The organism is Enterobacter adelaidei (genome assembly GCF_041937165.1).
In the GTDB taxonomy this organism is placed as follows: domain Bacteria; phylum Pseudomonadota; class Gammaproteobacteria; order Enterobacterales; family Enterobacteriaceae; genus Enterobacter; species Enterobacter adelaidei.
The window spans coordinates 2,852,747-2,874,740 of the sequence record NZ_CP154353.1 but is presented as its reverse complement, the minus strand read 5'-3'; the positions used below and the strand labels follow the sequence as shown (position 1 = coordinate 2,874,740).

Sequence of the window (21,994 nt, the reverse complement as noted above, 5' to 3'; positions counted from 1 at the left end):
CAGCTGACTCTAACAATAGAGCTATGTCAGATGCGCCGGAGTGAATCGTGAATTTCCAGCAACTTAAAATTATCCGTGAGGCGGCCAGGCGGGACTTTAACCTGACCGAAGTCGCCAATATGCTTTATACCTCTCAGTCCGGCGTGAGCCGCCATATCCGCGAGCTGGAAGAGGAGCTGGGTATAGAGATTTTTATCCGTCGTGGTAAGCGACTGCTTGGCATGACGGAGCCTGGCAAGGCATTGCTCACCATCGCGGAGCGGATCCTCAACGAGGCCAGCAACGTTCGTCGTCTGGCGGATCTCTTTACCAATGATGCCTCGGGCGTACTCACCATCGCCACCACCCACACACAGGCTCGCTACAGCCTGCCGCCGGTGATTAAAGCGTTCCGTGAACTTTTCCCTGATGTCCGTCTGGAGCTTATCCAGGGCACGCCGCAGGAAATTGAAGTGCTGCTGCAAAACGGGGGAGCGGATATCGGTATTGCCAGCGAACGCCTGAGCAACGACCCGCTGCTGGTGGCGTTCCCGTGGTTCCGCTGGTACCACAGTTTATTACTTCCTATTGATCATCCGTTGAATCAGGTATCCCCCCTGACGCTGGAAGCCATCGCTAAGTGGCCACTGATTACTTACCGCCAGGGCATTACCGGGCGCTCGCGCATTGATGAGGCCTTCAACCGCAAAGGGTTAACGCCGGACGTGGTGCTGAGCGCGCAGGATTCTGATGTGATTAAAACCTACGTCGAACTGGGTCTGGGTATTGGTCTGGTGGCGGAACAGTCCAGTGGAGAACGTGAAGACGGGAACCTGGTGCGTCTTGATACGCGTCATCTGTTTGACGCTAACACCGTATGGCTTGGCCTGAAACGCGGGCAGCTGCAGCGCAACTATGTATGGCGCTTTCTCGAGCTATGCAATGCCGGGCTATCCGTTGATGAGATCAAGCGGCAGGTGATGGAACCCGAAGAAGTGGCGATTGATTATCAGATTTAACTTCGGGGCAGCGCGTCGGCACGACTCGTACAGGGAACAATGTCAGGCCAAATACTGACGAATATCGGAAGGCGCATAGCTTTGTTCCCACAAAGCTCTCATCATTAACATATAGGGTTCAACATATGTAAAAAACGCCTTATAACCTTCGCAAAAATAATTAAGCTGCGGATCAGCGCATTGGGAAAGTGCAATACTTTCTCTTGCGCAACCGCCGTGGCAGGCGAATTCTACTTTGCAACGCGTACATTCTTCTAATCGTGTTGTTTGGGACTGCTCAACTCTCTGATTCGCAATAATTTCCTGCATAGCAGTTGCCGTAGCTTGATTGCTGTCATCACTTGGTGCATAAACGCAGTTCGGTACAAATAACCCACACCACGCAGCAAAAGTATGCTCAAAAAAGGGGATTTTAATCGTTCCAATATCCAGGCGTATCCAGGTATAAAAAATCGTTTTCAAAAAAATCCCCAATGCGGTGGGCGAAAGACTCTGCGCTTCGAACCCACCTCGTTCAAGCGGTTTAAGGAAGGGGATAAAGAGCATATGACGACTTCCAAGATTCCTCAAATAATGGTACACCTGCAGCGGTTGCTGGCTATTTATGGCGTCAATGACCGTTACTGTCTGAAATTCAAGGTCATGTTGCTGCAGCAATCTTACGGTTTTTTCAACAATATGATTCGTAGATTTAACGGAAATTTCATTGTGGAGTTTATCAACTGGCTGAATATCTACATCGACTTCAACGCTGATCAGAAACTGATTTTCCTTGAAAAACTCACACCAGCTATCGTCCAATAGAGTGCCGTTGATGGGCAATGTATTTATAATTTTTTTATCTTGTGAAAATTTCTTTTGTAGCTCGATAACGCTTTTAAAGAAAATTAGCCTTTCAGGTGTTAACTCACAGTCCTGCCAGGAAAAAATAACATCGTGAGTTCCCCTGGTATCAATTTCCTGACGAATAAATAGTTGAAGCTCCGTATCGTCCATGCAATACGTTTTGCTGGGATAGGAGCAATCCTTACTATGTACATAGCAGGATGCACCTGGAAGTTTCGCTCTCATATGACAATATTCCATTATTATTTTTCCTTTGGTCCGCAGTCCCTTTGGCAAAGCGTATCGCGTTAGAATCGCGAGTGAACGAAACGGACAGATAGCTGATGCCACCCAAAGATGGATGGCATCAATATTTTATTATTTACTGACTTGAACCCGCATCTCGTTTACGTGTGCAGGAACGATTTTGTGCCCTGATTTCAGATAATCAATCACGACATCGGAGACATTATGTCCGGCACGCACTTGAACATTTTTTCCCTCTTTAAATGCCAGAAAACCATCGCCCCCCAAAGCCAGGAATGTCGTCGTAGCAACATGATAAGTCTCCGTATCGACGATCTTTTTGCCGTTGATTGTGAAAGAGACTACGCGCTGCCCTGCAGGTTTCTGCGGTATATAATGCATTTCAGCGCCCTGTGACATTTGTAGTATGCCATTAGTGAGCGATGCCCCATGTTCCATCAAATTCAGCAAATCCTTGCCGCTGAGGTCCATCTCTGTAAGCTCATTCTTGAAAGGGAATGTGCTGGTAATGTCACCAAAGGTAATAGGGCCCGCGTTGAGATCAGCACGTAAGCTACCGGAGTTGATCAGCGCGATTTGTGCATTTGGCGCGGCGGCAAGCATGGCATCTGTAAACAAATTGCCAAGCTGTGATGACTCGCCATAGGCGCGGGTTAGCATGACAGGTGATTCACCGACTGGCTGGCGCACGATATCTGCGAGTTTTTTGTTCCAGCTATCGATAACCTTCTGTGTTGTTGGGTCAGGTTTCCATTCGTCGGCATAGAGTGTTTTCAGCTCGAAGCTTTTCATTGCGTGGGTATGAGCGGCAGGGTCGACATCAAGTACCAACTTACCTACATCGATACCGCCACTGTCAGTAGAAAGGATTAGCGTATTCCCCACCTTGATAGGTTCCGGTGTACCTGTGTGAGCGTGCCCGGTGATGAGAATATCAAGTCCTTTGACCTGACTTGCGGTTTGAATATCTTTATCCAGTGCACGCCTGACGTCTGTATTACCAATACTGGACTGACGTGCAGGAACGCCTTCGTGAACGAGCGCAACGGTGACGTCAACCTTATCCCGCAACTCATCCAGATAATGCTGCAGATATTTCACCTCGTCGCGAGCTTCAATCCCCTGGTTTTTGAGGGCTGCGGCGGATTTATCAAAGCGATTATTTTTATCATTATCGAGCCCTCGGATCGAGAGTTCTGAAATAGTGTCATTAAACGCAAACACACCGTGCAGCCCAATAACGCCAATTTTTACGCCATCCTTTTCCAGAATGGTATACGGTTTGTTCCAGAAAGGAATTTCACTGTCCTTATGGAACACATTCCCCAACAGAACGGGGAAGTTTGCCTTACTTAACTGGCGTAAAAGATTGTCCCAGCCATGGTCAAATTCATGGTTACCAATGGATACCGCATCGAAGGGCATGGTATTCATTATATCAATTATTGCCTCTCCCTTTGTCAGACTGCTGATATAGGGGCCAGTAAAATAGTCACCGGCATCAAAGTAAAAGGTGGCTTTATTGTTGGACTTTTCCTTTTTGACTAACGTCGTTATATTAGCAAATCCACCAATTTCGCGCTTACCGTCCGCGACATACGGGAGTTTATAAGCATCGACATGAGCATGGAGATCATTGGTGTAAATAATAGTGACATCTTTGGCGAAAGTCCAAAGTGGCAACGTCAACAGAATACCTGCTGCAATTATTTTTATCTTCATAACCAATCCCTTTGATTTAAGTTAAAAAGTATAGCCGACAGTTAAATAGTAAGCCCATCCTGTTGAATCTATAGTGGTTACACCCCCGTTACTGTTAAATGCTTTACTACCTTCTTCAAATTGTCCGCCATGATAGAAATAACGAAGGGTCGCGCCATAGCTCCAGTGAGGGTAAACTAAGCTGAGTATATGGGTGGAAACTATCGATTCATTTGTACGGGAGTAAAATGGTTGCGCACCACCTGATTCTTCTTTTAAATCTGAACCGAAATCAAAATTGGTAAAGCCGATGTAGTTTAGCTTTCCACCCAATAACGTTGTAATAGGGATGGCGTATTTTATTTTAACGCGATATCCATCCCACTCATTTTCGTTGGCAGCATTATAATTGTTTCCTTGATATTTGGCATAGATGTTTGCAGATAATGTCATCGGTAGCCCAGTATCAATATCTGTCCCTAACCCCATATACCATGTGCTCTGACGCTGTCCGGCATTCGTACCTGCATCATAGATATAGTTATGAGCAAAATACCATTCTTTAAATGGACCAAAGCTCAGGTCGACTCCCGTTAATTTGTCGATACTAAAACGTGGTTCTATCTCCGTAAAAAATGGAGAGCCATTATCCCAGATACCGATATCGTTATCATTACCTATACCGAAAAACTTAGGTAAGTCCGCGTAACCATAGAAATCAAACCAATCTACATGCGCCCATGCGCGATACTCTGGATATAAATCTGCTCTTTTCAATGGACCAAAGCGAGTGGAATTACTTCCTACTATATTAATGCTTTGATGCCACCAGTCTGATAGATATTCATCATTTCCAGAGTCTGCAAACGTTACCATGGGTAGAAATATAAATGCGCCTGATAAAAAACATTCCATTTTTTTCATGTGTATAATTCCTTGCACAGAGGTATGTTGAAAAGACTATTCCAGCAATCTTTTATTGAACCTATTTAGCTGCACTTACATCAGTCACCCTCATTTCAAGATCAGGTTTTAATGGGTTATGAGCCTTGACATAATCAATGATTGACTCTGCAGATGTGGTACTGTTGATAGTTTTGACATTCTTTCCTTTTAAAAATGCCTCAAATCCATCGCCGCCTGTTGCACAAAATGAATGTGTAGCAACCCGGTATGTTTTGTCAGGAACTACTGCTTGGTTATTAATAGTGAACTTAATGATTCGTTCATCCAAAGGTTTTTTACTGTCATATTCAACATGAACGCTTTTTGATACTTGTAAAATACCATTGGTGAGATTAGTTGCGTGAATCATTAAATCGGTGAGATCTTTTCCGGTGAGATCCATTTCAACCAGTTCGTTATTAAAGGGGAAGGTAGTAATCACATCACCATAACGTAATTTTCCTTGTGGAAAATCAGCACGCAATCCTCCGCTGTTCTGTAATCCCACGACGGCGTCCGGCGCTTTGGCCATCATAGCGTCAATCACTAAATTACCAACAGGTGATGATTCTCCATAAGAGCGAGTGAAGGGCGCTGTTGTCGAGCCAATGACCTGCTCAGTGATACTTTTCAGCTTTGCATTCCACTCATCAATCCTGGTTTGAACTTTAGGATCTGGTTTATATTCGTCTGCAAATACAGTGATTAATTTACCGCTATAGCCATCAATTTTTTTAGTCTTAGGGTTGAGGTTCAATACTAATTTACCAATATCAGTACCATATGCATCTGTTGAAACAATGAGTGTGTCATTGACTTTAATTGGCTCAGGTGTACCTACATGAGCGTGTCCTGTGATTAAAACATCAATGCCCTTAAATTTCTTTGCAGTATCAATATCGGCTTGTAATAATCTGGCGACGTCTTTATTTCCATAACTTGATTGGCGTGCTGGTGTACCTTCATGAATAAGCAGTACGGTGATATCAACTTTGCCTTTTAACGCATCAAGTCCTTTTTGAATGTAAGGTACTTCATCACGGGCTTCTGCGCCAGCATAAGCTTTGGCGGCAACAGTGTCATAAAATGCAAACTTCTGATGTACTCCAATTACTCCAATTTTCACACCATCTTTTTCGATAATAGTCCAGGGATTATCCCAGACAGGTTTGTCACTGTTGCTATAAAAAACATTACCCAGCAAAACAGGGAATTTCGCTTTTGATAACTGCTTAACCATATTATCAACGCCATGATCAAATTCATGGTTCCCCACTGACACAGCATCAAAAGGCATAGTGTTCATTATATCAATAATGGCTTCACCCTTGGTCAGGGTGCTTATATAGGGTCCAGTAAAGTAATCTCCCGCATCGAAGAAAAAGACATCTTTATTTTTTTTCTTAGCATCATTGACGATGGTCGCTATATTAGCAAAACCGCCAACTGCACGTTCTTTATCGACGGCTGGAATTTTCCCTGGAGAGACATGAGCATGTAAATCGTTGGTGTAATAAATAGTCACATCCTTCGCGCTAGCTGATGCGACTAACGTAGCGGACATGCACAATGCAATCAGACTAAGCTTTATATTTTTATTCATAATGAGTCCCTTTGAAAAAAGCAAGAGTTTAAATAAGGGTTCATGCAGATGCATGAACCTTTTTAATATGCACAGTCGAATAAACTGTTATTTTTTCACATCAACAACGCGCATGCCGTTGAGCTGTTCATCCGTAATGGTATTGCCCGCCTTGAAGTAATCGATCACTGCGTTAGAAACGTAGTAACCGCCGGTTGTATTGCGTGCTTTACCCTCAGTAAACGTGGCAAAACCATCCCCGCCGTCGGCAAGGAAGCTCTGGGTGGCAATGTGGTAGACTGTCGCATCCTCAATCGGTTTACCATTAAGGGTAAATGCGACGACCCGCTGTCCGACCGGTTTACTGCTGTCATATTTCATCTCCAGGCCTTTCGATACCTGCAAGACGCCATTGCTTAAACCTGCGGCATGCTCCATCAAAGTACGCAATTGTTTGCCCGTGAGATCCATCGTGGTCAGTTCGTTAGGGAATGGGAACGTACTAATGACGCCGCCTATTGTAATCGCACCAGACGGGATCTCATTACGAATACCACCCGAGTTGGTTAAGGCCAGCTGTGTATTTTTACCCGCTGCTGCCAGCAAAGCATCCGCAGCCAGATTACCCAGCGAGGCTGATTCACCATACGCACGCGTCAATTCAACCGGCGACTGCGCCACCGTTTTTTGAACCTCTTCATCAAGTTTCTTATTCCAGCCGTCGATTACCTGTTTTGTCTGCGGATCGGGCTTCCACTCATCTGCATAAATGGTCTTAAGCTCAAAATTCTTCATCGTAAACTGATGTGGCTTCGTGTAATCCAGTACCAGTTTACCCACATCAATACCGCCGCTGTCGGTCGAGAGGATCAGCGTCTTGCCTACTTTAATCGGTTCCGGCGTACCGACATGCGCATGTCCCGTAATCAGAATATCCAGACCTTTCACTTGGCTTGCGGTTTGAATATCTTTATCCAGGGCACGGCGTACGTCGGTTCCGCCTATGCTGGACTGACGCGCCGGCGTGCCTTCATGAACCAGCAATACGGTCAAGTCGACTTTTCCTTTCAGTTCATCGAGATAGCTCTGCAGCCACTTAATTTCATCCCGCGCTTCAATACCTACGCGCGTTGCCGCAGAAACGGTATCATTGAAGGCAAACACACCGTGCAAACCAATGACACCAATTTTCACACCATCTTTTTCGATGATGGTATAAGGCTTATCCCAGAATAATTTGTTGCTGTTCTGATAGAATATGTTGCCCTGTACAATAGGGAATTTCGCCTGGCTTAGCTGTAATAACGTATTATCCCAGCCATGATCAAATTCATGATTACCTATCGTAACAGCATCAAACGACATGGTATTCATAATATCAATAATTGCTTTTCCCTTCGTTAAACTACTAATATACGGACCCGTAAAGTAGTCACCTGCATCAAAAAACCACGTTGCTTTACTTTTTTGTTTTTCCTTTTTTACCATCGTGGTGATATTCGCCCAGCCTCCGACATCGCGTTTACCGTCAGCGATCCATGGGACTTTATAAGGTTCGACATGAGCGTGGAGATCGTTGGTATAAATAAGCGTGACATCCTTGGCACAGGCCCAAAATGGTAATGTCAACAAAATACCTGCGCTAATCGCTTTTATATTCATCATCAGTTCCTTTCTGTTATATAAAGAACAGTTACTTTACGTTCTGAAAGAATCTTTTATGCGAGTCTGCTCACACAATCACCCAGGAGTTATGGGGCAAAATCATCGACCTTTTGAAATCGTTGGTAACGCATATTGACTCTATTTACGATTAATACATGCAAATCGTTTGGTTGCCGCAATTTAGGGCTACCACTATCAGCATCTATAGATTACAGTTGGCCAGATTACAGACTGGGATTTCCGGCATTACACTGTCGGGCTTGCGGGAGTTATACCCCGCTGTTTGATGAACAACAATATAATGAATGGCTATCTGCTCACTTAAAGGCATATGCCTCAGAAAAAGGTTATTTTTGTCCTGAATGTTATAACCTGAAAACTATCTGTTATGGTTATAATCCACAGAGAACACAACGCGTTCAGTGCCGAGCCTGCAGAAAAGTCTGGACACCCAAACGGCAAACAAAAAGCAAAATCGTCCCCCCGGAACGAATTGAAACTGTTCCACTTATTGTGCCGTTCCAGGGGAGCAGTGCTGAACAGAAACTGTATGTTCTATTCAGTTTAGATGCCGACCGCGGTACTGTTCTTCATATCTCTACCAATTTTACTCCGCATGCCAGCGGTGAAACGTTAAGGTATCACTGGTGTGGGAATATTGAGCCTGATTTGCCCCATAGTGATATCGTAAATCGTGTTGATATGCGCGAGATGCAATTTCTACAACGGAGCCAGTTTGATGAAATTCAGTATGGAAGTGCGGCTCTCAAACGTAACGCCAGAGGTGTGATTCTGCGTCCCGTTATCGCGGTTCACGGGCATTTTCGCGTGCTGAACATCCTTTTTCCTCAGGTAAAAACGCACGTTATTTCACACGAATGCTTTCTCCGAGGAGCCGTTATTACCGCCTGGGCAGATCTGTTTCGCCAGCGGGAAGGTGAGCTTTGGTTTATAGAAGAGGAAATCAATGAAGCTGAGAATGATATACCCTGGACTTTTCTGAGGACAACACAGCATGGCTGGTGGCAAAGTCAGTGGCAGCTTTGGGTTCAGGGAAAAAACCGTAAGATGGCTTGCCCATTAACAGGGGGGGACAGGAGTAACGCTAAAATACTCTCTTTAACGGCCAGCAGGTATTTTATCCACTGGCTATACAAACAAACGAAATTTACCCATAGTGCCAAACTATCTGCAGGGCGTGTAACGCAAGTTCTTCTTGCCCTGGCGCATGACTATAATGATAAAATGACGAGATAGGATCTAAATACGTAGTCTATATCGTCAAGGGTTCATGAAGATACATGAACCCTTTTAACATTTGCAGTGCGATCAATGGGTAATTAAAACCTGCCGATCAAGTGCTAATGTTTTTATTACATCTTTTTATTAATTTGCATGAATGGATGCCGCAGTGATTACGTCAGTAAGCTCCGTTTCATTAAATAATCTTGCACGATAGGCTTCTGCAGGGAATTGAGGTGCACCATCAGGCAAAGAAATGACATCGTAGATTGTGGCAATCATATTGCCGTTTACATCGGAAATAAAGAATGAGCGGGCATGGTTGGTAAAAATAACGAAGTAATCGTCATGGTCAAACACTCCTCCCATAAAATCAGTCCATTGGATGATAGGGGTTGTTGGTAGTTCAATAGGTGCGTGAACTTCCACAGCTGTTTTAGCTGCTAAATCTACAGCATAGAATAGAATACGAGCTGGTGGCGTTGAATAGGCATCTGTTGTCGCATTGTCATTGATAGGGCGAACAACAGGATTTTCATTCGCATCAAGACAGGATCTATTATCAAAGACGGATAAAACAAATTTCCCAACAGTAGGGTCGATATTTTCTGCAAATGCACTATTATTCGTGGTGCACACAGTGTGAGCACCATTCTCATAGTTAGTAATACCGGAATTATCAATGTGAATAGTTTCTGGGTTTACCGGGAATTGAGGGTTGAAATTACCTGTATTGATCACCCACAGGATACTACCATCAACGATAGAAATACCAAAAGTCGTACTCGTTGAACGGGAGTGAACAATCACTGCCTCTTCATTATTCGGACTGCTTGCAATCCATGAAAGCGAGTTTAAGTGAATATCATTAGGTGTGCTATTATTTAAGATTTGAGAGCCGCTATACTCACTGGTATAATTTTTTGCCCAAATCATTTTTCCGGTCTGATCGTTGAATTTAAGAACCAGGGCATCTTGCCCCATCGTATTGGTTATCCGATTAGGACTGTCGTTACCAAACATATAAATATCACCTGCCGAGTCCCAGACCAAATCGTGAGTGTTTGAATAGTGATTGCCATCAGAATCACGCATGTCGAACTCAAAGATGACATTACCAAGAATGTCAATTTTGAAAAAGCGACGACCATACCATGACATATCTTCATCGCTACCGGTATAGATGTAACCGTTGTGAATTCTCAACGGCTGGAGATGATAAACCGATAGGAAGTTAAAGCGCAGGTCACCATTTTGGTCATAACCGCGGCCAGAAGATTCCATTAACCAACTGTTTCCCCATACAGAGGTAAATAGTGCAGGATCGGTTTTTTCAATATCGAGGTGGAAGATGACAGATGTATCATATACCTGATCTTCCGTGCTAATAGTGAATGCTTGATTGAAAACTTCAGCTCCAGCTTCATCCTTAAACACGACCTGCACGCTGTTTGCATATTGTGCATAAAGACCAATAACAGGAATTTTTATGGTTTGAGAAACACCATAAATCAGGTCTGATGTATAAGTGAAATCTACGCTGGTTGGGCTGGTCGTCCGTTTTGATACGGTGTAAGAGTAGCTTACTGGCGTATCTGAAGTAAAATAAATATATGCAGCAAGCTGATTGTCGGCTGGAGCAAGTTCAGTTTTAACATAAGTAATAGTCATGATTGTATTCCTTTTTTTTGTTCAATGAGATATATGTTTTTTTGTCAGCGCAATAAAGCATCGCCAATAGAAATAGCGAACAAATAAACGCCTGATCGATAATTTCGTGCTGTGGTAATTAAGAACAGTTTTGTATTGTAATTCTCCTCTTATAAAATAGTTGCGTAAACAGGGTATGGTTAATCAACCAGCAAATGCCGGTGTGCCGTATTATCCTCTGGAATAAACCTGCCAAATATTTAGTACCTATTCAGGATACATCTTTCGTGAGAGCTGAAAATGAACGCCATCCTTTATTTCCGTCCAGTTGCCGCCCCACTCAACATCAACAGATAACTCCTTAGCGGCCTGAAACACCGCCGTTGCAATGGTCTGGTAATGTTTAAACTCCCATGATGCTGTGCCGTTTATGACTGCGAATACATCGACGGCGTGTCCCGTTAAATGCCTGCTTTTTGAGGTTAATGACTTTCCTGCTGCCAATAGCTCAAGCTGTCGCTTCTGGTTTCTTACCCCTTCTGAAATGCCGAAATCAACAGGCGATAACTTCAACGCTTTTTTCATCACATCAACAAGATCCTTATGTACGCCTTTAAGGTTCTTTTCAGTCGTTTTACTAAATTCATGATTTATCATTGCTGTCTCCAGAGATTTTTTTCCAGTAATAATTAAGGGCAACAACGCCCATGGCACCTGATACACCGCTGACGGCAAGCGAAGTATGAAATACTGTTCCAAGGCTTTGTGACATCAATCCAGCAACTACGCCAGTAAATCCTGATACAATAATTTGTGCTATTGCCGAGAATAAATTTCTTCCCGACTGGCCAGACTTAACGTCAAGGAGATATCTGACAAGACCTCCCCACGCGGCAAATAATATTATGTAAATCCAGCTAAAAAATACATTTGATGATGGGTCTTTCCATGGCAAAACAATTACCTCCATAGGTGTATAAATAACGAAATTTACCTCATGATGAGTTTATTATTTCCTGACAGAAAACTATGTTTTTTCTATGCAGTAAATAATAAACGTTGGGCAACCCTATTTTGTGATAAATGTCACACGGAATGTAATTAATAGTTTTTGTCGATCAATTTCATGTGAGTGATAGTTATGTGTTATTGATGTTGATGATCATATTTAGTAATGGAATACATGAGAGGAACCAGTAGTAGAGTGTCGTGATCCGCCTGGATTAACAGGCTTTTCAAATTTGGCTTCTCAGGCTGGGATCGGCCTTACCAGTCAATGACAAATAAATACGCTAAAACCATCAATCGACGCTGATGAGCGAATCAGAGGCTGGGATGTAGTGACTTACTATTGGAATTAGGGACACGCTGCTGCATCAATTCAACGATCCAATCAATAAAAACGCGCAGTTTGGCGTTGATATGGCGGTTAGGCGGAAATGCCAGGTACAGGGGCATTGGGTTAATACGCCATTGTTCGAATAGCGGAATCAAGGAACCACAAGCCTGATGCGCTTCCGCCATATAGACGGGTAGCGCAATCACGCCTAATCCCGCGAGCCCTGCTTCGAGGTAAGCGTTGCCATCATCGACTGCAAGCACATAGCTTCCCGTGATTTCAATATGTTCACTCTCACAGCGCAGTACCAGAGGATCAATCTTACCGGTGCGTGAGGACAAGAATCCCACTATGCGATGGTCGGTGTTTTCCAGCTCTCGCGGATGCCCTGGGGCGCCGAGGCGTTCCACATAGCTTGGCGCGACGTAAACACCCATTTGCAAATCGCCGACGTGGCGTGCGATCAGGGACTGGTCATTGATTTCGCCACCGCGCAGGACGCAATCCACGTTGTCGCCGATCAGATCCACCACCCGGTCGCTCACGCCCATGTCGAACTGGATATCAGGGTATCGCGCGTGAAAAGCCGGTAGCGCGGGCACCAGCACCAGACGGGCGAGAGGAGTGGGTACATCTATCCGTAGCCGTCCCCTGGGCGTCATCGCCGAACTGGACAGACTGTTTTCAGCATCTTCCATGTCCGCCAGCAGACGGATGACGCGCTCGTAGTAGACCGCGCCATCAGGAGTGACACCGAGCCTGCGGGTGGTGCGATGGAGCAGCTTAACACGCAGGCGCGCTTCAAGCTGCTGAATAAGCTGTGTCACCGTGGTTTTGCTCATATGAAGCGTTTGGGCAGCCTTTGTGAAACTGCCTGCCTCCACCACGCGAGCAAAGGCGCGCATCGCATCGAAACGGTCCATCCCTTGTCCTCTCTTTTCACCGATTGTTTGGATATTACAAACAATGTTGGACAAAGTCGCTTGTTTATCCGCCCGATCCTGCACCTGTAAAGTGTCTTTATGTTCACCGGGCAGATTTCGCCCCATTACAAAGGTACAAACATGACAATACGCGAAGCCGTTTTTCCCTTCGGACGCCAGGCGCTCTATGAGCGTAATCGCTATTCACCGGCCATCAAATCCAACGGTTTTCTGTTTGTTTCGGGGCAGGTTGGTAGCCGGGAGGATGGTTCTCCAGAAGAGGATCTTGAAGCTCAGATCCGGCTGGCATTCGATAACCTTAATGCTGTTCTTACGGCTGCGGGCTGCACGTTCGCTGACGTGGTTGATGTTACCCTCTTTGTCGTCGATCCCGAGTCAAACCTCGACGCTATCTGGAGTATCCTGCCAGAATATTGGGGAGAAGCGCCTTACCCTACGTTGACCGGGATCGGCGTGACGTGGCTGTACGGATTCCAGTTTGAGATTAAGGTGATTGCCAGGCTGGATGCGATTCTGAGTTAACATCAGAGACGTAGATAAGCAAAAAGCCTGCTTTAAAAGCAGGCTTTTCAAATTTGGCTCCTCTGACTGGACTCGAACCAGTGACATACGGATTAACAGTCCGCCGTTCTACCGACTGAACTACAGAGGAATCGTGTGAACGAGGCGCATAGTAGCGACCTCAGTGCGCCTTGTCAAAGGGTGAAAACGCACTTTTCGTTCGTTTGCCGACAATTTCAGCAAATCGCTGATTTTATAGTAAATTTGCTTCGAAATTACACAGCAAAATGCGCCGCCCGCAGGCGGCGCGCGGTATTAGAACAGTACGGAGTAGTTCAGACCAAACGTGCGTCCACGGCCCTTGTAGGTATAAAGGCCCGGTGCACCGTAGGTTGGGCTATACAGCCCCGGCGCGCGCTGGCCCCAGGCGGTGGTGTAGTCTTTGTCCAGCAGGTTTTCCACGCTGAAGCTGACTTTACCCACCGGCAGGGCGTAGCTACCCAGGAAGTCGACCGTGTTATAGCCATCAATCTTCTTACCGTCGGAGTCAGAGACGTCAAAGGTCTGCGTGCTCTGTACTCGCAAGGTCCAGTCGCCTGGTGCCCAGTTGACCCATGCGCTGGCTTTCGACGGGCTGGCGCTGTCAACCGTCAGCTTCTCCCATTTCCCATTTTCACGGGTTTCAGACTTGATGGCGTTAAAGTTCGCGCCCGTGCTCCAGTCGCTGTCGGTGAAGAAATAGTCCACCTGACCTTCCACTCCGTAGATACGACGTTTGTCGTCTTCGAGGTTAATGGTCATGTCCGTCTTGTTGATGGTGATGGTTTTATCCGAGAGCGAGTAGTAGGCCGCGACCTGCGTGCGCAGGTTATCGCCGGTGTAGCGCCAGCCCAGCTCGTAAGCGTTAACCTTGATACCGTCCAGTTTTGAGTCGTTCACGTTCACGCTATTCAGCAGGCGATAGTGACCATTGCTGAGCTGATAGGTGCCGGAACCGTAGTACTTCGCCAGGTCAGGAATTTCAAAGCCCTGCGAGAAGTTAAACCACACCTGCTGCTGCTCGGTCAGGCGACCGAGGATCCCGGCGTTAAACAGGAAGTTGTTGTAATCGGTCTTCCCGCCCGGCACCGCGTCTGCGGAGGTGGCTTTGCCAGTGGCGATAGCCTGCTGCTGCGCGTAACCCACAAAGTCATCTACTTTGTTTTCGGTGTACTGGTAACGCACGCCGCCACTCAGGGTGATGGCGTCAATATCGTAGCTGGCCTGCAGGAACGGGGCGAGGTTGGTGATGCTGTAACCCGGGTAACGACCTACGTTATACGCGTTGTCCAGCTCCATGCCGCCACTCGCCGCGGCTTTGCTCAGGTTGAAGAACTGCTGGTTGGCATCGAAGGTTTCGTGGTCGGCGTCGACACCCCAGGTAAGGTTCAAATCATCCACTGGCTTGCTGTTCAGCGTCAGCTTACCGCCGTAAAAATCGGTTTTCTGCTGAGAGGCGCCGATACTGGTCACCACACCTTTGGTCAGGGTCGGGAACGGATAATAGGTCAGGCTCTCGTCACGATAGTAAATCTGCGCAACCAGATCCTGACCCAGGAAATCGGTATTGGAGTACTGCAGGTTTATCAGATGGCGCTCGGTACCCGGCACGCGGTCAGAGTCGAGATTCCCTTTGTTGTACGCGTTAGCATCTCCCGTTACCGCTGAGAAGTTCTTCCCGAGGTACAGCCCATGCTTACCGTCTGACTCACTTTTGTAGTACTGCGTCGTCAGCTGCAATTGCTGGTGATCGTCGATGTTGATGGTGCCGGTCCCCATCACATCAATACGGTCTGAATACTGTAAGCCGGTCTGGGTGTTATCAATGATCACCTCGTTGCCTTTGCCGTCGTACCAGCCACCGTAGCGCTGATAGGAGACCGACAGGCGACCGGAAGCATTGTCGTTGCCGCCGCTGACGGCTGCCGACACGTTCTCATCGTGGTCGTTATGGCTGTTAAAGCCACTTTTTGTTCCGGTCTGGAACTCAACTTCAGTCTCTGGCTGGCCTTTTTTGGTGACGATATTCACCAGACCGCCGGTACTGCCGCCGCCGTAGAGCGATGTGGCACCGGAGATCACTTCAATACGGTCGATGTTGAACGGATCGATGGAGTCCAGTTGTCGGCTGTCACTACGGGACGAGTTCAGGCGCACACCGTCGACCATGACCATCATCGAACGGCCGCGCAGGTTCATTCCGTAGTTGGTACGCCCCTGGCTACTGACGTCCATACCCGGGATCAGCTGTGCCAGTACCTCTTTAATCTCTTTTCCGCCCTGAACCTGCTGCTCAATTTCAGCCCGCTCAATGACCCAGGTGGTCTGCGCCATCTCCGCCACGCTGCGATGCGCACGGCTGGCGGAGACAACGATATTTTCTTCCTTTTGTTCTTCCGCCCATGCAGAGGTAGAAAGCATTGCAAGCAAACAAGGATTTAAAACCCAAAGATGAGAACATTTCATTGTTATGTCGATCCTGATTGTGTGTGTCAGTACTCAGTCGTTTTTGATAACGATTTAAAAACCTGGCTGCTTTCCGGGCTGGTGGTGGTACGCCAGTGGATCACGCCAGGGGAGGTAGCCAACTCAAACGGCTCGTCAGCATGTGCGCGATTCAAAATTCGTGCGGCACGCCAGGCCATCAGGCTGAGCTGGGGTTCAGCAATACCGAGACGGTGCATCCCGGCATTCACGGCAAACAGGCGGTTGCTCTGCGGGCCGTCCCATTCGAGGGTGAAATCGTTGTTAATGCAGAAAGCTTCGTCCGTATCCAGATGGAGGCGGTGAGACAGTGGGGCGAGAAAAGCAGGCTGTACGCTGCGGTAACCGGTGGCGAAGATCACCACATCGGTCTCCAGCTGTTCGCGTCCGCCGTCGAGATGATGCTGTATTGCCAGGCGCTGCCCGCTTTGCAGCCTCGTAAGCTCGGTCACCGAGCGGGACGGCAAAAGGTGCGCCCAGGGTTTTTCACGCAGCACTTCGAAGCGGTGGTACATGGCGCGATAAATCGCCAGCAGAGACTCGGTGGTGATACCGTCGGAGGTCATCTTCTGCTCGTGCAGCATCTGGCGACGCGCCTCTTCACCGAGCGTGGAGAAGCTGTCCACGTACTCCGGCGTGAAGTACTCGTTGGCAAAAGCGGCTTCATCCAGGGCGTTGTAGTTATTACGTCGCGATACCCAGTTCAGGCTCAACGGTTGGCCCCACTCGCCACGGAAAATATTCAAAAACAGGTCGGCACCGCTCTGGCCGCCACCGACAACAGTGACGCGCTTGCCCGCGAGATCCGGCGTGCGCAGCATCATCTCGCTGGCGTGGAAGCAGGTATCGTCCTGAGTTGTGACGCAGTCAGGAAGATTGATCTGTTTGCCAATCCCCACGCAGACATGGCGTGCCAGGAAGCGGTCACGCTGAGTGATCACCTCAAACAGGCCGTTTTTCTCATCAAAACTCACCTGCTGTACCTGCTGGCTGAATGACAGGTTGGTGAGGTTTTCCGCCGCCCAGCACAGGTAATCGGCAAATTCCTCACGAGAAACGGTGCGCTGCTCGGTGGTTAGAAAGCGGTAGAACTTTTTACGCTGTACCAGGTAGTTGAGAAAACTATGTCGGTTGGTAGGCTCGACGGCACTGACCAGATCCTTGAGGAAGCTGGTTTGCATATGGCAATCCGGCACCATCATGCCAGGGTGCCAGGAGAAATGCGGCTTGCGCTCAAGGAACAGCGAGCTAAAACCGTCCAGCCCTTCCGCCAGCGCGGCGATGCTGAGGTTAAACGGGCCAATACCAATGCCGATGAAATCATAGGTTTTCATTGTGCTGACTCCCGGGAGGCCAGAAAAAGAGGGTTATCAAGGTCGGTGACATAGTTCGGCAGCATGCGGCTGCCGCCGTCGTGTTCGGAGAAGGTCAGTTTGACCGGGTTGAGGATCACGCGAATAATTTGCGGTTTGAACAGGTCGAATTTCGCGAACCGCTCAGCAAGATCCGGGTGAGCTGCCATATACTGGCGCAGCACTCCGGCCAGGATCTGATAGAAACGCGTTTCGCTGATGCCGCTTTGCTGGGTGAGACGCGAGATAAAGCGCAGCACCGTGACAAAGTTGCCGGTTTGAAGGTCATGGATGATGTAATCCGCGCTCAGGCGTGCCGTCACGGCCTTCACCTGCTCCGGCAGGCTCTGGGCCTGCGGGAAATCCTCATCCACCAGGCGCATATCACCCTGGAAATCTTTCAGCAGGATGCGCTGCGGAATAGAGTCTTTCATCACCAGCGTCACGTTCTGGCCGTGGGCGATCAGCGCCACGCCGTAGCGGCAGAGCAGGTGGTAGAAGGGGATAACCGTCGCTGCAAACAGCTTTTCCAGCCAGGCTTCAGCAGTTAACCCGGAATGGTTGATCCACGCGTCGATCAGTGGGCGCCCGGCATTGTCGGTTTCCATCAGCGCCGCCATCAGCACCGCCTGTTCACCGTCCTGCAGATAACACGACGGATTTTCGCGCCAGATCACGCCCAGCATTTCCTGATAGCGATAGGGCGCTTTCGGCAAGGCGGCATAACCCGGATGCGACAGATACCCGGCTGCGGGTTCGCCAAGCACCTGCGCGCCTGAGCGGGTAAGCGTGGCGTCGGTGGCGAACTGCTGCTGGAGCCAGCGCGAAGCCAGCGGCCCGGCGGCAATGTACTTGCCCGGAATGCCGCGATAGCAGGAGGTGTTGTAGATGGTCAGCGGCAGCTTGATGTCATACGGCGCGCGACGGCTGGCGTTGGTCAGCGTGCGCAGAGATTGTTGCGCCAGATACTCATCGCCAAATTCCCCCAGTTCCACCATCTCACCACGCGCGAGCTGCGCCAGGAAATGAATGGCAATTTTTTGCTGCCACTGCCACGGATGCAGCGGCACCGGCAGCCAGCTTTCGTCGAGACCCAGCGTCTGCCAGCGCGCGTCAAACCGGGCGCGTTCGGCGTTGTCCATGGTGCTTGCCAACAGGACGTTGATATCGCAATCGGCGTCGCTGCTCCAGACCAGATGATCACGTTGAACGGCAACCCAGTGCAGGCGAAAACGCCCGCGATATTCCGGGGCGTACTGGCGCAGCGCATCCAGACCCCATCCGCGGCGTCCTTTGTTAAAAATAAACTTAGGATGACCGCTCATCAGGCACTGCAATTCATCCGGGTCGAGATGAATGAGCGCGTCGGCATCCAGCGTTTCACGCTCCTGTAAAAGCTGAATATCGCCCCGCAACGTCGCGTAGAGATCTTCCAGATGCTCCGACGTTTGCGCATCGCTCATCTCCAGCACCGTCGCCAGCTGCAGCAGTGCACTCTCCGCTTCCACGGCGGCACCGCTGGCGGTGGTCAGGCTATCCGGATCGATATGCAGCCAGCCCCAGATCCCGCGCGTGGCATGAAACTGCCAGCTCTCCGCCCCCATGGTGATTTGCCATCTGTCGGCTGCCAGAGAATGAGCGCGCAGGGTGCGTTCGTATTCCAGCTCGGCGAGGATCTTCGCCACCATCTCATGGTTCACTTTTTGCCACAGTGCGTTCACAGTCCCACCTCGTTGAAGAAGCGGTGACGCTGGCTCATGATGAGGCGCGAACGTTTATGCGGGAAGTCGAACTCTTTCACGGTATCAAAACCGGCAGACGCCAGATGGCGGAACAGGCGCTGGTTGTCGAAGCGCGGCTCGGCGACAATGCGCGTGGTGCGCGGTTCATCAAGATACAGATAGTGGCTAAGGCCGCGCAGCCAGCTACGGATGTATTGCGCACCACGCCAGTTCTCTTCTCCGACTAGCATGTGCAGCCCACGGTCAAATGGCTGCCAGCGGTAGTGGCGACCAATACGGTCTTCTGGAGCCCAGTAGAGTTCAAAATAGCCGAACGGCTGGTCGTCGAAGCAGCCGATAACCGGGTAGCAATAGGTCGAGTCGAGCTGACGACGCAGGTAGTTTTCCTGCTCGGCCTGCGGGCCGGCCATCTCCCAGAAGGCATTGACGCGCGGGTTATTCATCCAGTGGGTGAAGCGCTCGCCGTCCAGCGCCACGTCGGCCACGCGGAAGCTGAGGGTGCGCTTGATTTGTGGGTCATAACGGCGGTATACCTCGCCCTGCGGGCGGTGAGGACGCAGCGGGAAGTACAGCTGACGGCTCTCATCAAACTGCATACCGCCGCTGGCCAGGGGGCGTTCACCTTTCAGCCACAGCGGCAGCTGCCAGAAAGTTTCGCGCGCCAGATAATCGCCACACGCGTGGTTAAACAGTGCCTGTGCCTGCGGTTCATCCTTCCAGGTAGCCCAGGGGAGGGTGATCCCGCTGAGGGTAGGCGCGGCGACAAACAGCTGAGCCAGCGCTTCAGCCAGCCAGCCGTCCGGGATATCGCGCAGGCGCTCCAGCACCGCGCTACCGTCGAGACCCAACGTCAGCGGCAGGGGCGTGTCCGTTGCGGTGCAACGAAAGCCGTAGCCGGAATGAACGATGTTCGCGTTAGCCATCACACCTTCTCCTTGTAAAACGGGTTGCTAAAGTCGAAATAGATCACTGCCGGGTCGGCAATCGTGTTTTCGTTGCGATCGTGCAAATAGCAGAAAAAGTTGCCTTTGCAGTTCCAGATCGGGCTGTCGAGCACGTAGTCGAGACAGCGGGTCTGCTTGGCCGTGCGGCGCAGTTCCGCCAGCGCGTCACGCACGCGTGCCATCAGGTTTTCTTCGCTGTCGAAACCAGCGGCGGCGAGGGCTGCGGTGACGGCAAGGGTAGAGTTCAGCAGCAGGTAGTAAGGGAAGTAGCGCAGCAGCTGGCTCTCACCGAAGTGGTTTTCCACATCAGTTTCGCCCGCCTCTTTCAGCCATGCGTCGGCTCCTTCGGTCCAGGCGCTGCCCTGGCAGTCGCGGTAGATAAGCCCGACGGGGAAATCCTGCTGCATCTCAACGAGAATGTTTTGCTGGTGTGCCAACAGGACCAGACCGTAATCGGCTTCGGCACTGAACAGCGGAAGTAATACGCGGTCGCAATAGGCGTCCAGCCAGCAGCGCGCGGCCCGGGCGAGCGGTAAATCCAGGCGCTCACTCAGACGACGCACCGCAGCGGCAAGCAGGCTGTCGCCGCCGTCCGGCGCGGCCTGGGTCAGGCTCACCAGCACATTTGTTTGCGTATACGGAGTATCAAACAGCAGATTGACGCGCAGGGCCATCAGGCTCTCTTCCTGAATCACGCCGTTTTCGTCGCGCAGCCCCGCCCAGCCATCTTCCTGCATCACGCGCATGGTCGGGTAGCGCACCTGTAGATCTTGCCAGCGTTCGGTTTTAGCCAGACGAGCCAGACGCATCCCGCGCTTAACTTCTTTCACCGACAGCGTGCGCACGGAGTTGGTCAGGCGCACGCTGAGGGAAAACTTAATCATGTCGCTGTTGGTTTCGCTGTACAGCGAGCGTGAAGAGCTGGTTGGCAGCCACTGTGCGCCCGCTTCACCCAGGTCTTGCAGCGAACCGTTGGTCACCAGCCGCTGGCACCATTCCTGACCGAGCAGGTACTCCGCCTGCCACGGATGCATCGGAAGCAGCCAGCGGGTGTCGGTGAAGTGGCCGAGAAGTTCAGGGGCGCTCTGGGCTGCAAAGCGTAGTAAACGTTCGCGCAGGGAAACATTCAGGCTGTCACCGGCAATAAGCGTGTTCTCAACGGCGAACCAGCGCAGCGGGAAGCGAGAAGCGAAATCGGGTAAATATCGACGCGCCTCGGTTTCGTTAAACGGCTCGTGTGACTTTGGCGCAGGGTGGAATGCATGGCCGACCAGCAGCGCCTGTTCCGCTTCGGCAAAGGTTAACGGTTTATCGCGCAGGGTTGGCCAGCTGTGGCGCAAATCAATCGCCTGCCAGGTGTGCGCATGGCTTTCAATGGCGCGTTGCTTAAAACGCGCCAGCGTATCGGCATCCAGCGAACCTTTTATTGACGGTTTTTCAAGAATTAAATCAACCAGTTGGTGGAATGTGACGGCGTCACTACTGTCATTGTCACTCTGGATAAGCGTTGCCGGGAAACAGTACTGATGATGCTGGGTCGGGGAAAAATACCGTACCGGAACCCGAAGAGCCTGGGCTGGAGAAAGCGGAATATGTATGTGCGATAACTCATCCGCAGAGGTTGCGGAGTGATAGTACCAGTCCTTCGTTTCACGCAACAGGGCGTTTAAAAAACACTGGGCCGCAACGTCTGTACCGGCGGAGCGGGGCAGAGTACGCATAGATGAACCTCATTCCATGATTGATAATAATTCTCGTTATGATATTCATTCTG

At 49.5% G+C, this 21,994-nt stretch carries 17 protein-coding genes and 1 tRNA gene; 3 read left to right on the top strand and 15 right to left on the bottom strand.

Going from position 1 to position 21,994, the window contains the following annotated elements:
- The first annotated feature begins 47 nt into the window (after positions 1-47).
- Positions 48-998, top strand: a complete 951-nt coding sequence (gene cbl, locus AAHF05_RS13995) for an HTH-type transcriptional regulator Cbl (protein ID WP_028019625.1) — start codon at positions 48-50, stop codon at positions 996-998.
- 42 nt (positions 999-1,040) lie between these two features.
- Here cbl and AAHF05_RS13990 read toward each other — a convergent pair whose 3' ends face one another.
- From AAHF05_RS13990 to AAHF05_RS13970, 5 genes are all read right to left on the bottom strand, one after another.
- A complete protein-coding gene (locus tag AAHF05_RS13990) occupies positions 1,041-1,994 on the bottom strand; it encodes a radical SAM protein (protein ID WP_129325245.1) in 954 nt (317 codons plus the stop codon).
- Positions 1,995-2,201: 207 nt separating this feature from the next.
- On the bottom strand, positions 2,202-3,812 hold the full coding sequence (locus AAHF05_RS13985) for a bifunctional UDP-sugar hydrolase/5'-nucleotidase (RefSeq protein WP_129325247.1): 1,611 nt from the start codon (positions 3,810-3,812) through the stop codon (positions 2,202-2,204).
- A gap of 21 nt (positions 3,813-3,833) precedes the next feature.
- The gene (locus tag AAHF05_RS13980) at positions 3,834-4,715 is read right to left on the bottom strand and encodes a nucleoside-specific channel-forming protein Tsx (protein WP_129325249.1); all 882 of its coding nucleotides are present in this window, start codon (positions 4,713-4,715) and stop codon (positions 3,834-3,836) included.
- Between the two features lie 61 nt (positions 4,716-4,776).
- Complete coding sequence (locus AAHF05_RS13975) at positions 4,777-6,339, bottom strand: bifunctional UDP-sugar hydrolase/5'-nucleotidase (protein WP_129325251.1); 1,563 nt, start codon at positions 6,337-6,339, stop codon at positions 4,777-4,779.
- Between the two features lie 87 nt (positions 6,340-6,426).
- The gene (locus AAHF05_RS13970) at positions 6,427-7,980 is read right to left on the bottom strand and encodes a bifunctional UDP-sugar hydrolase/5'-nucleotidase (RefSeq protein WP_129325260.1); all 1,554 of its coding nucleotides are present in this window, start codon (positions 7,978-7,980) and stop codon (positions 6,427-6,429) included.
- 132 nt (positions 7,981-8,112) lie between these two features.
- Between AAHF05_RS13970 and AAHF05_RS13965 the strand changes: the two genes are divergently transcribed.
- Positions 8,113-9,240: a cytoplasmic protein gene (locus AAHF05_RS13965; RefSeq protein ID WP_129325253.1), complete on the top strand. Its 1,128-nt coding sequence runs from the start codon at positions 8,113-8,115 to the stop codon at positions 9,238-9,240.
- Positions 9,241-9,369: 129 nt separating this feature from the next.
- Here the strand turns inward: AAHF05_RS13965 and AAHF05_RS13960 are convergent, their stop codons facing one another.
- The 4 genes from AAHF05_RS13960 to AAHF05_RS13945 form a co-directional block, all read right to left on the bottom strand.
- Complete coding sequence (locus AAHF05_RS13960; protein WP_129325254.1) at positions 9,370-10,896, bottom strand: aryl-sulfate sulfotransferase N-terminal domain-containing protein; 1,527 nt, start codon at positions 10,894-10,896, stop codon at positions 9,370-9,372.
- A 246-nt stretch (positions 10,897-11,142) separates the two neighbouring features.
- Positions 11,143-11,532 carry a M15 family metallopeptidase gene (locus tag AAHF05_RS13955; protein WP_128348776.1) on the bottom strand — a complete coding sequence of 130 codons (390 nt, stop codon included), beginning with the start codon at positions 11,530-11,532 and terminating at the stop codon, positions 11,143-11,145.
- Positions 11,519-11,845 (bottom strand): phage holin family protein, encoded by a 327-nt coding sequence (locus AAHF05_RS13950; protein WP_129325256.1) that lies wholly within the window; start codon positions 11,843-11,845, stop codon positions 11,519-11,521. The genes AAHF05_RS13955 and AAHF05_RS13950 overlap by 14 nt, the downstream gene beginning before the upstream one ends.
- A 353-nt stretch (positions 11,846-12,198) precedes the next feature.
- Positions 12,199-13,137: a LysR family transcriptional regulator gene (locus AAHF05_RS13945; protein WP_129325257.1), complete on the bottom strand. Its 939-nt coding sequence runs from the start codon at positions 13,135-13,137 to the stop codon at positions 12,199-12,201.
- A gap of 141 nt (positions 13,138-13,278) precedes the next feature.
- Here AAHF05_RS13945 and AAHF05_RS13940 point away from each other — a divergent pair, with 141 nt between their 5' ends.
- Positions 13,279-13,680 carry a RidA family protein gene (locus AAHF05_RS13940; RefSeq protein ID WP_129325259.1) on the top strand — a complete coding sequence of 134 codons (402 nt, stop codon included), beginning with the start codon at positions 13,279-13,281 and terminating at the stop codon, positions 13,678-13,680.
- A 54-nt stretch (positions 13,681-13,734) separates the two neighbouring features.
- On the opposite strand, the gene AAHF05_RS13935 is transcribed toward AAHF05_RS13940, so the two are convergent.
- The 6 genes from AAHF05_RS13935 to AAHF05_RS13910 form a co-directional block, all read right to left on the bottom strand.
- Positions 13,735-13,810: transfer RNA gene (locus AAHF05_RS13935), tRNA-Asn, on the bottom strand.
- Between the two features lie 164 nt (positions 13,811-13,974).
- On the bottom strand, positions 13,975-16,164 hold the full coding sequence (locus AAHF05_RS13930) for a TonB-dependent siderophore receptor (protein WP_129325441.1): 2,190 nt from the start codon (positions 16,162-16,164) through the stop codon (positions 13,975-13,977).
- Between the two features lie 26 nt (positions 16,165-16,190).
- Positions 16,191-17,516, bottom strand: coding sequence for a lysine N(6)-hydroxylase/L-ornithine N(5)-oxygenase family protein (locus AAHF05_RS13925; RefSeq protein WP_129325439.1), 1,326 nt, complete (start codon positions 17,514-17,516; stop codon positions 16,191-16,193).
- The gene (gene iucC / locus AAHF05_RS13920; protein ID WP_129325437.1) at positions 17,513-19,255 is read right to left on the bottom strand and encodes an IucA/IucC family siderophore biosynthesis protein; all 1,743 of its coding nucleotides are present in this window, start codon (positions 19,253-19,255) and stop codon (positions 17,513-17,515) included. The genes AAHF05_RS13925 and iucC overlap by 4 nt, the downstream gene beginning before the upstream one ends.
- Positions 19,252-20,199 (bottom strand): GNAT family N-acetyltransferase, encoded by a 948-nt coding sequence (locus AAHF05_RS13915; RefSeq protein ID WP_129325435.1) that lies wholly within the window; start codon positions 20,197-20,199, stop codon positions 19,252-19,254. The genes iucC and AAHF05_RS13915 overlap by 4 nt, the downstream gene beginning before the upstream one ends.
- Positions 20,199-21,941 carry an IucA/IucC family siderophore biosynthesis protein gene (locus AAHF05_RS13910; protein ID WP_129325433.1) on the bottom strand — a complete coding sequence of 581 codons (1,743 nt, stop codon included), beginning with the start codon at positions 21,939-21,941 and terminating at the stop codon, positions 20,199-20,201. Before AAHF05_RS13910 ends, AAHF05_RS13915 begins: the two co-directional genes overlap by 1 nt.
- Positions 21,942-21,994 lie beyond the last annotated feature (53 nt).

Excerpts from the sequence above, each read along its gene's own strand:
- AAHF05_RS13930 (WP_129325441.1), bottom strand. The coding sequence starts at position 16,164 with ATGAAATGTTCTCATCTTTGGGTTTTAAATCCTTGTTTGCTTGCAATG.
- AAHF05_RS13980 (WP_129325249.1), bottom strand. The coding sequence starts at position 4,715 with ATGAAAAAAATGGAATGTTTTTTATCAGGCGCATTTATATTTCTACCC.
- AAHF05_RS13960 (WP_129325254.1), bottom strand. The coding sequence starts at position 10,896 with ATGACTATTACTTATGTTAAAACTGAACTTGCTCCAGCCGACAATCAG.
- AAHF05_RS13975 (WP_129325251.1), bottom strand. The coding sequence starts at position 6,339 with ATGAATAAAAATATAAAGCTTAGTCTGATTGCATTGTGCATGTCCGCT.
- AAHF05_RS13990 (WP_129325245.1), bottom strand. The coding sequence starts at position 1,994 with ATGGACGATACGGAGCTTCAACTATTTATTCGTCAGGAAATTGATACC.
- AAHF05_RS13970 (WP_129325260.1), bottom strand. The coding sequence starts at position 7,980 with ATGAATATAAAAGCGATTAGCGCAGGTATTTTGTTGACATTACCATTT.
- AAHF05_RS13915 (WP_129325435.1), bottom strand. The coding sequence starts at position 20,199 with ATGGCTAACGCGAACATCGTTCATTCCGGCTACGGCTTTCGTTGCACC.
- AAHF05_RS13950 (WP_129325256.1), bottom strand. The coding sequence starts at position 11,845 with ATGGAGGTAATTGTTTTGCCATGGAAAGACCCATCATCAAATGTATTT.
- AAHF05_RS13985 (WP_129325247.1), bottom strand. The coding sequence starts at position 3,812 with ATGAAGATAAAAATAATTGCAGCAGGTATTCTGTTGACGTTGCCACTT.
- AAHF05_RS13945 (WP_129325257.1), bottom strand. The coding sequence starts at position 13,137 with ATGGACCGTTTCGATGCGATGCGCGCCTTTGCTCGCGTGGTGGAGGCA.
- AAHF05_RS13940 (WP_129325259.1), top strand. The coding sequence starts at position 13,279 with ATGACAATACGCGAAGCCGTTTTTCCCTTCGGACGCCAGGCGCTCTAT.
- AAHF05_RS13925 (WP_129325439.1), bottom strand. The coding sequence starts at position 17,516 with ATGAAAACCTATGATTTCATCGGCATTGGTATTGGCCCGTTTAACCTC.
- AAHF05_RS13910 (WP_129325433.1), bottom strand. The coding sequence starts at position 21,941 with ATGCGTACTCTGCCCCGCTCCGCCGGTACAGACGTTGCGGCCCAGTGT.
- AAHF05_RS13955 (WP_128348776.1), bottom strand. The coding sequence starts at position 11,532 with ATGATAAATCATGAATTTAGTAAAACGACTGAAAAGAACCTTAAAGGC.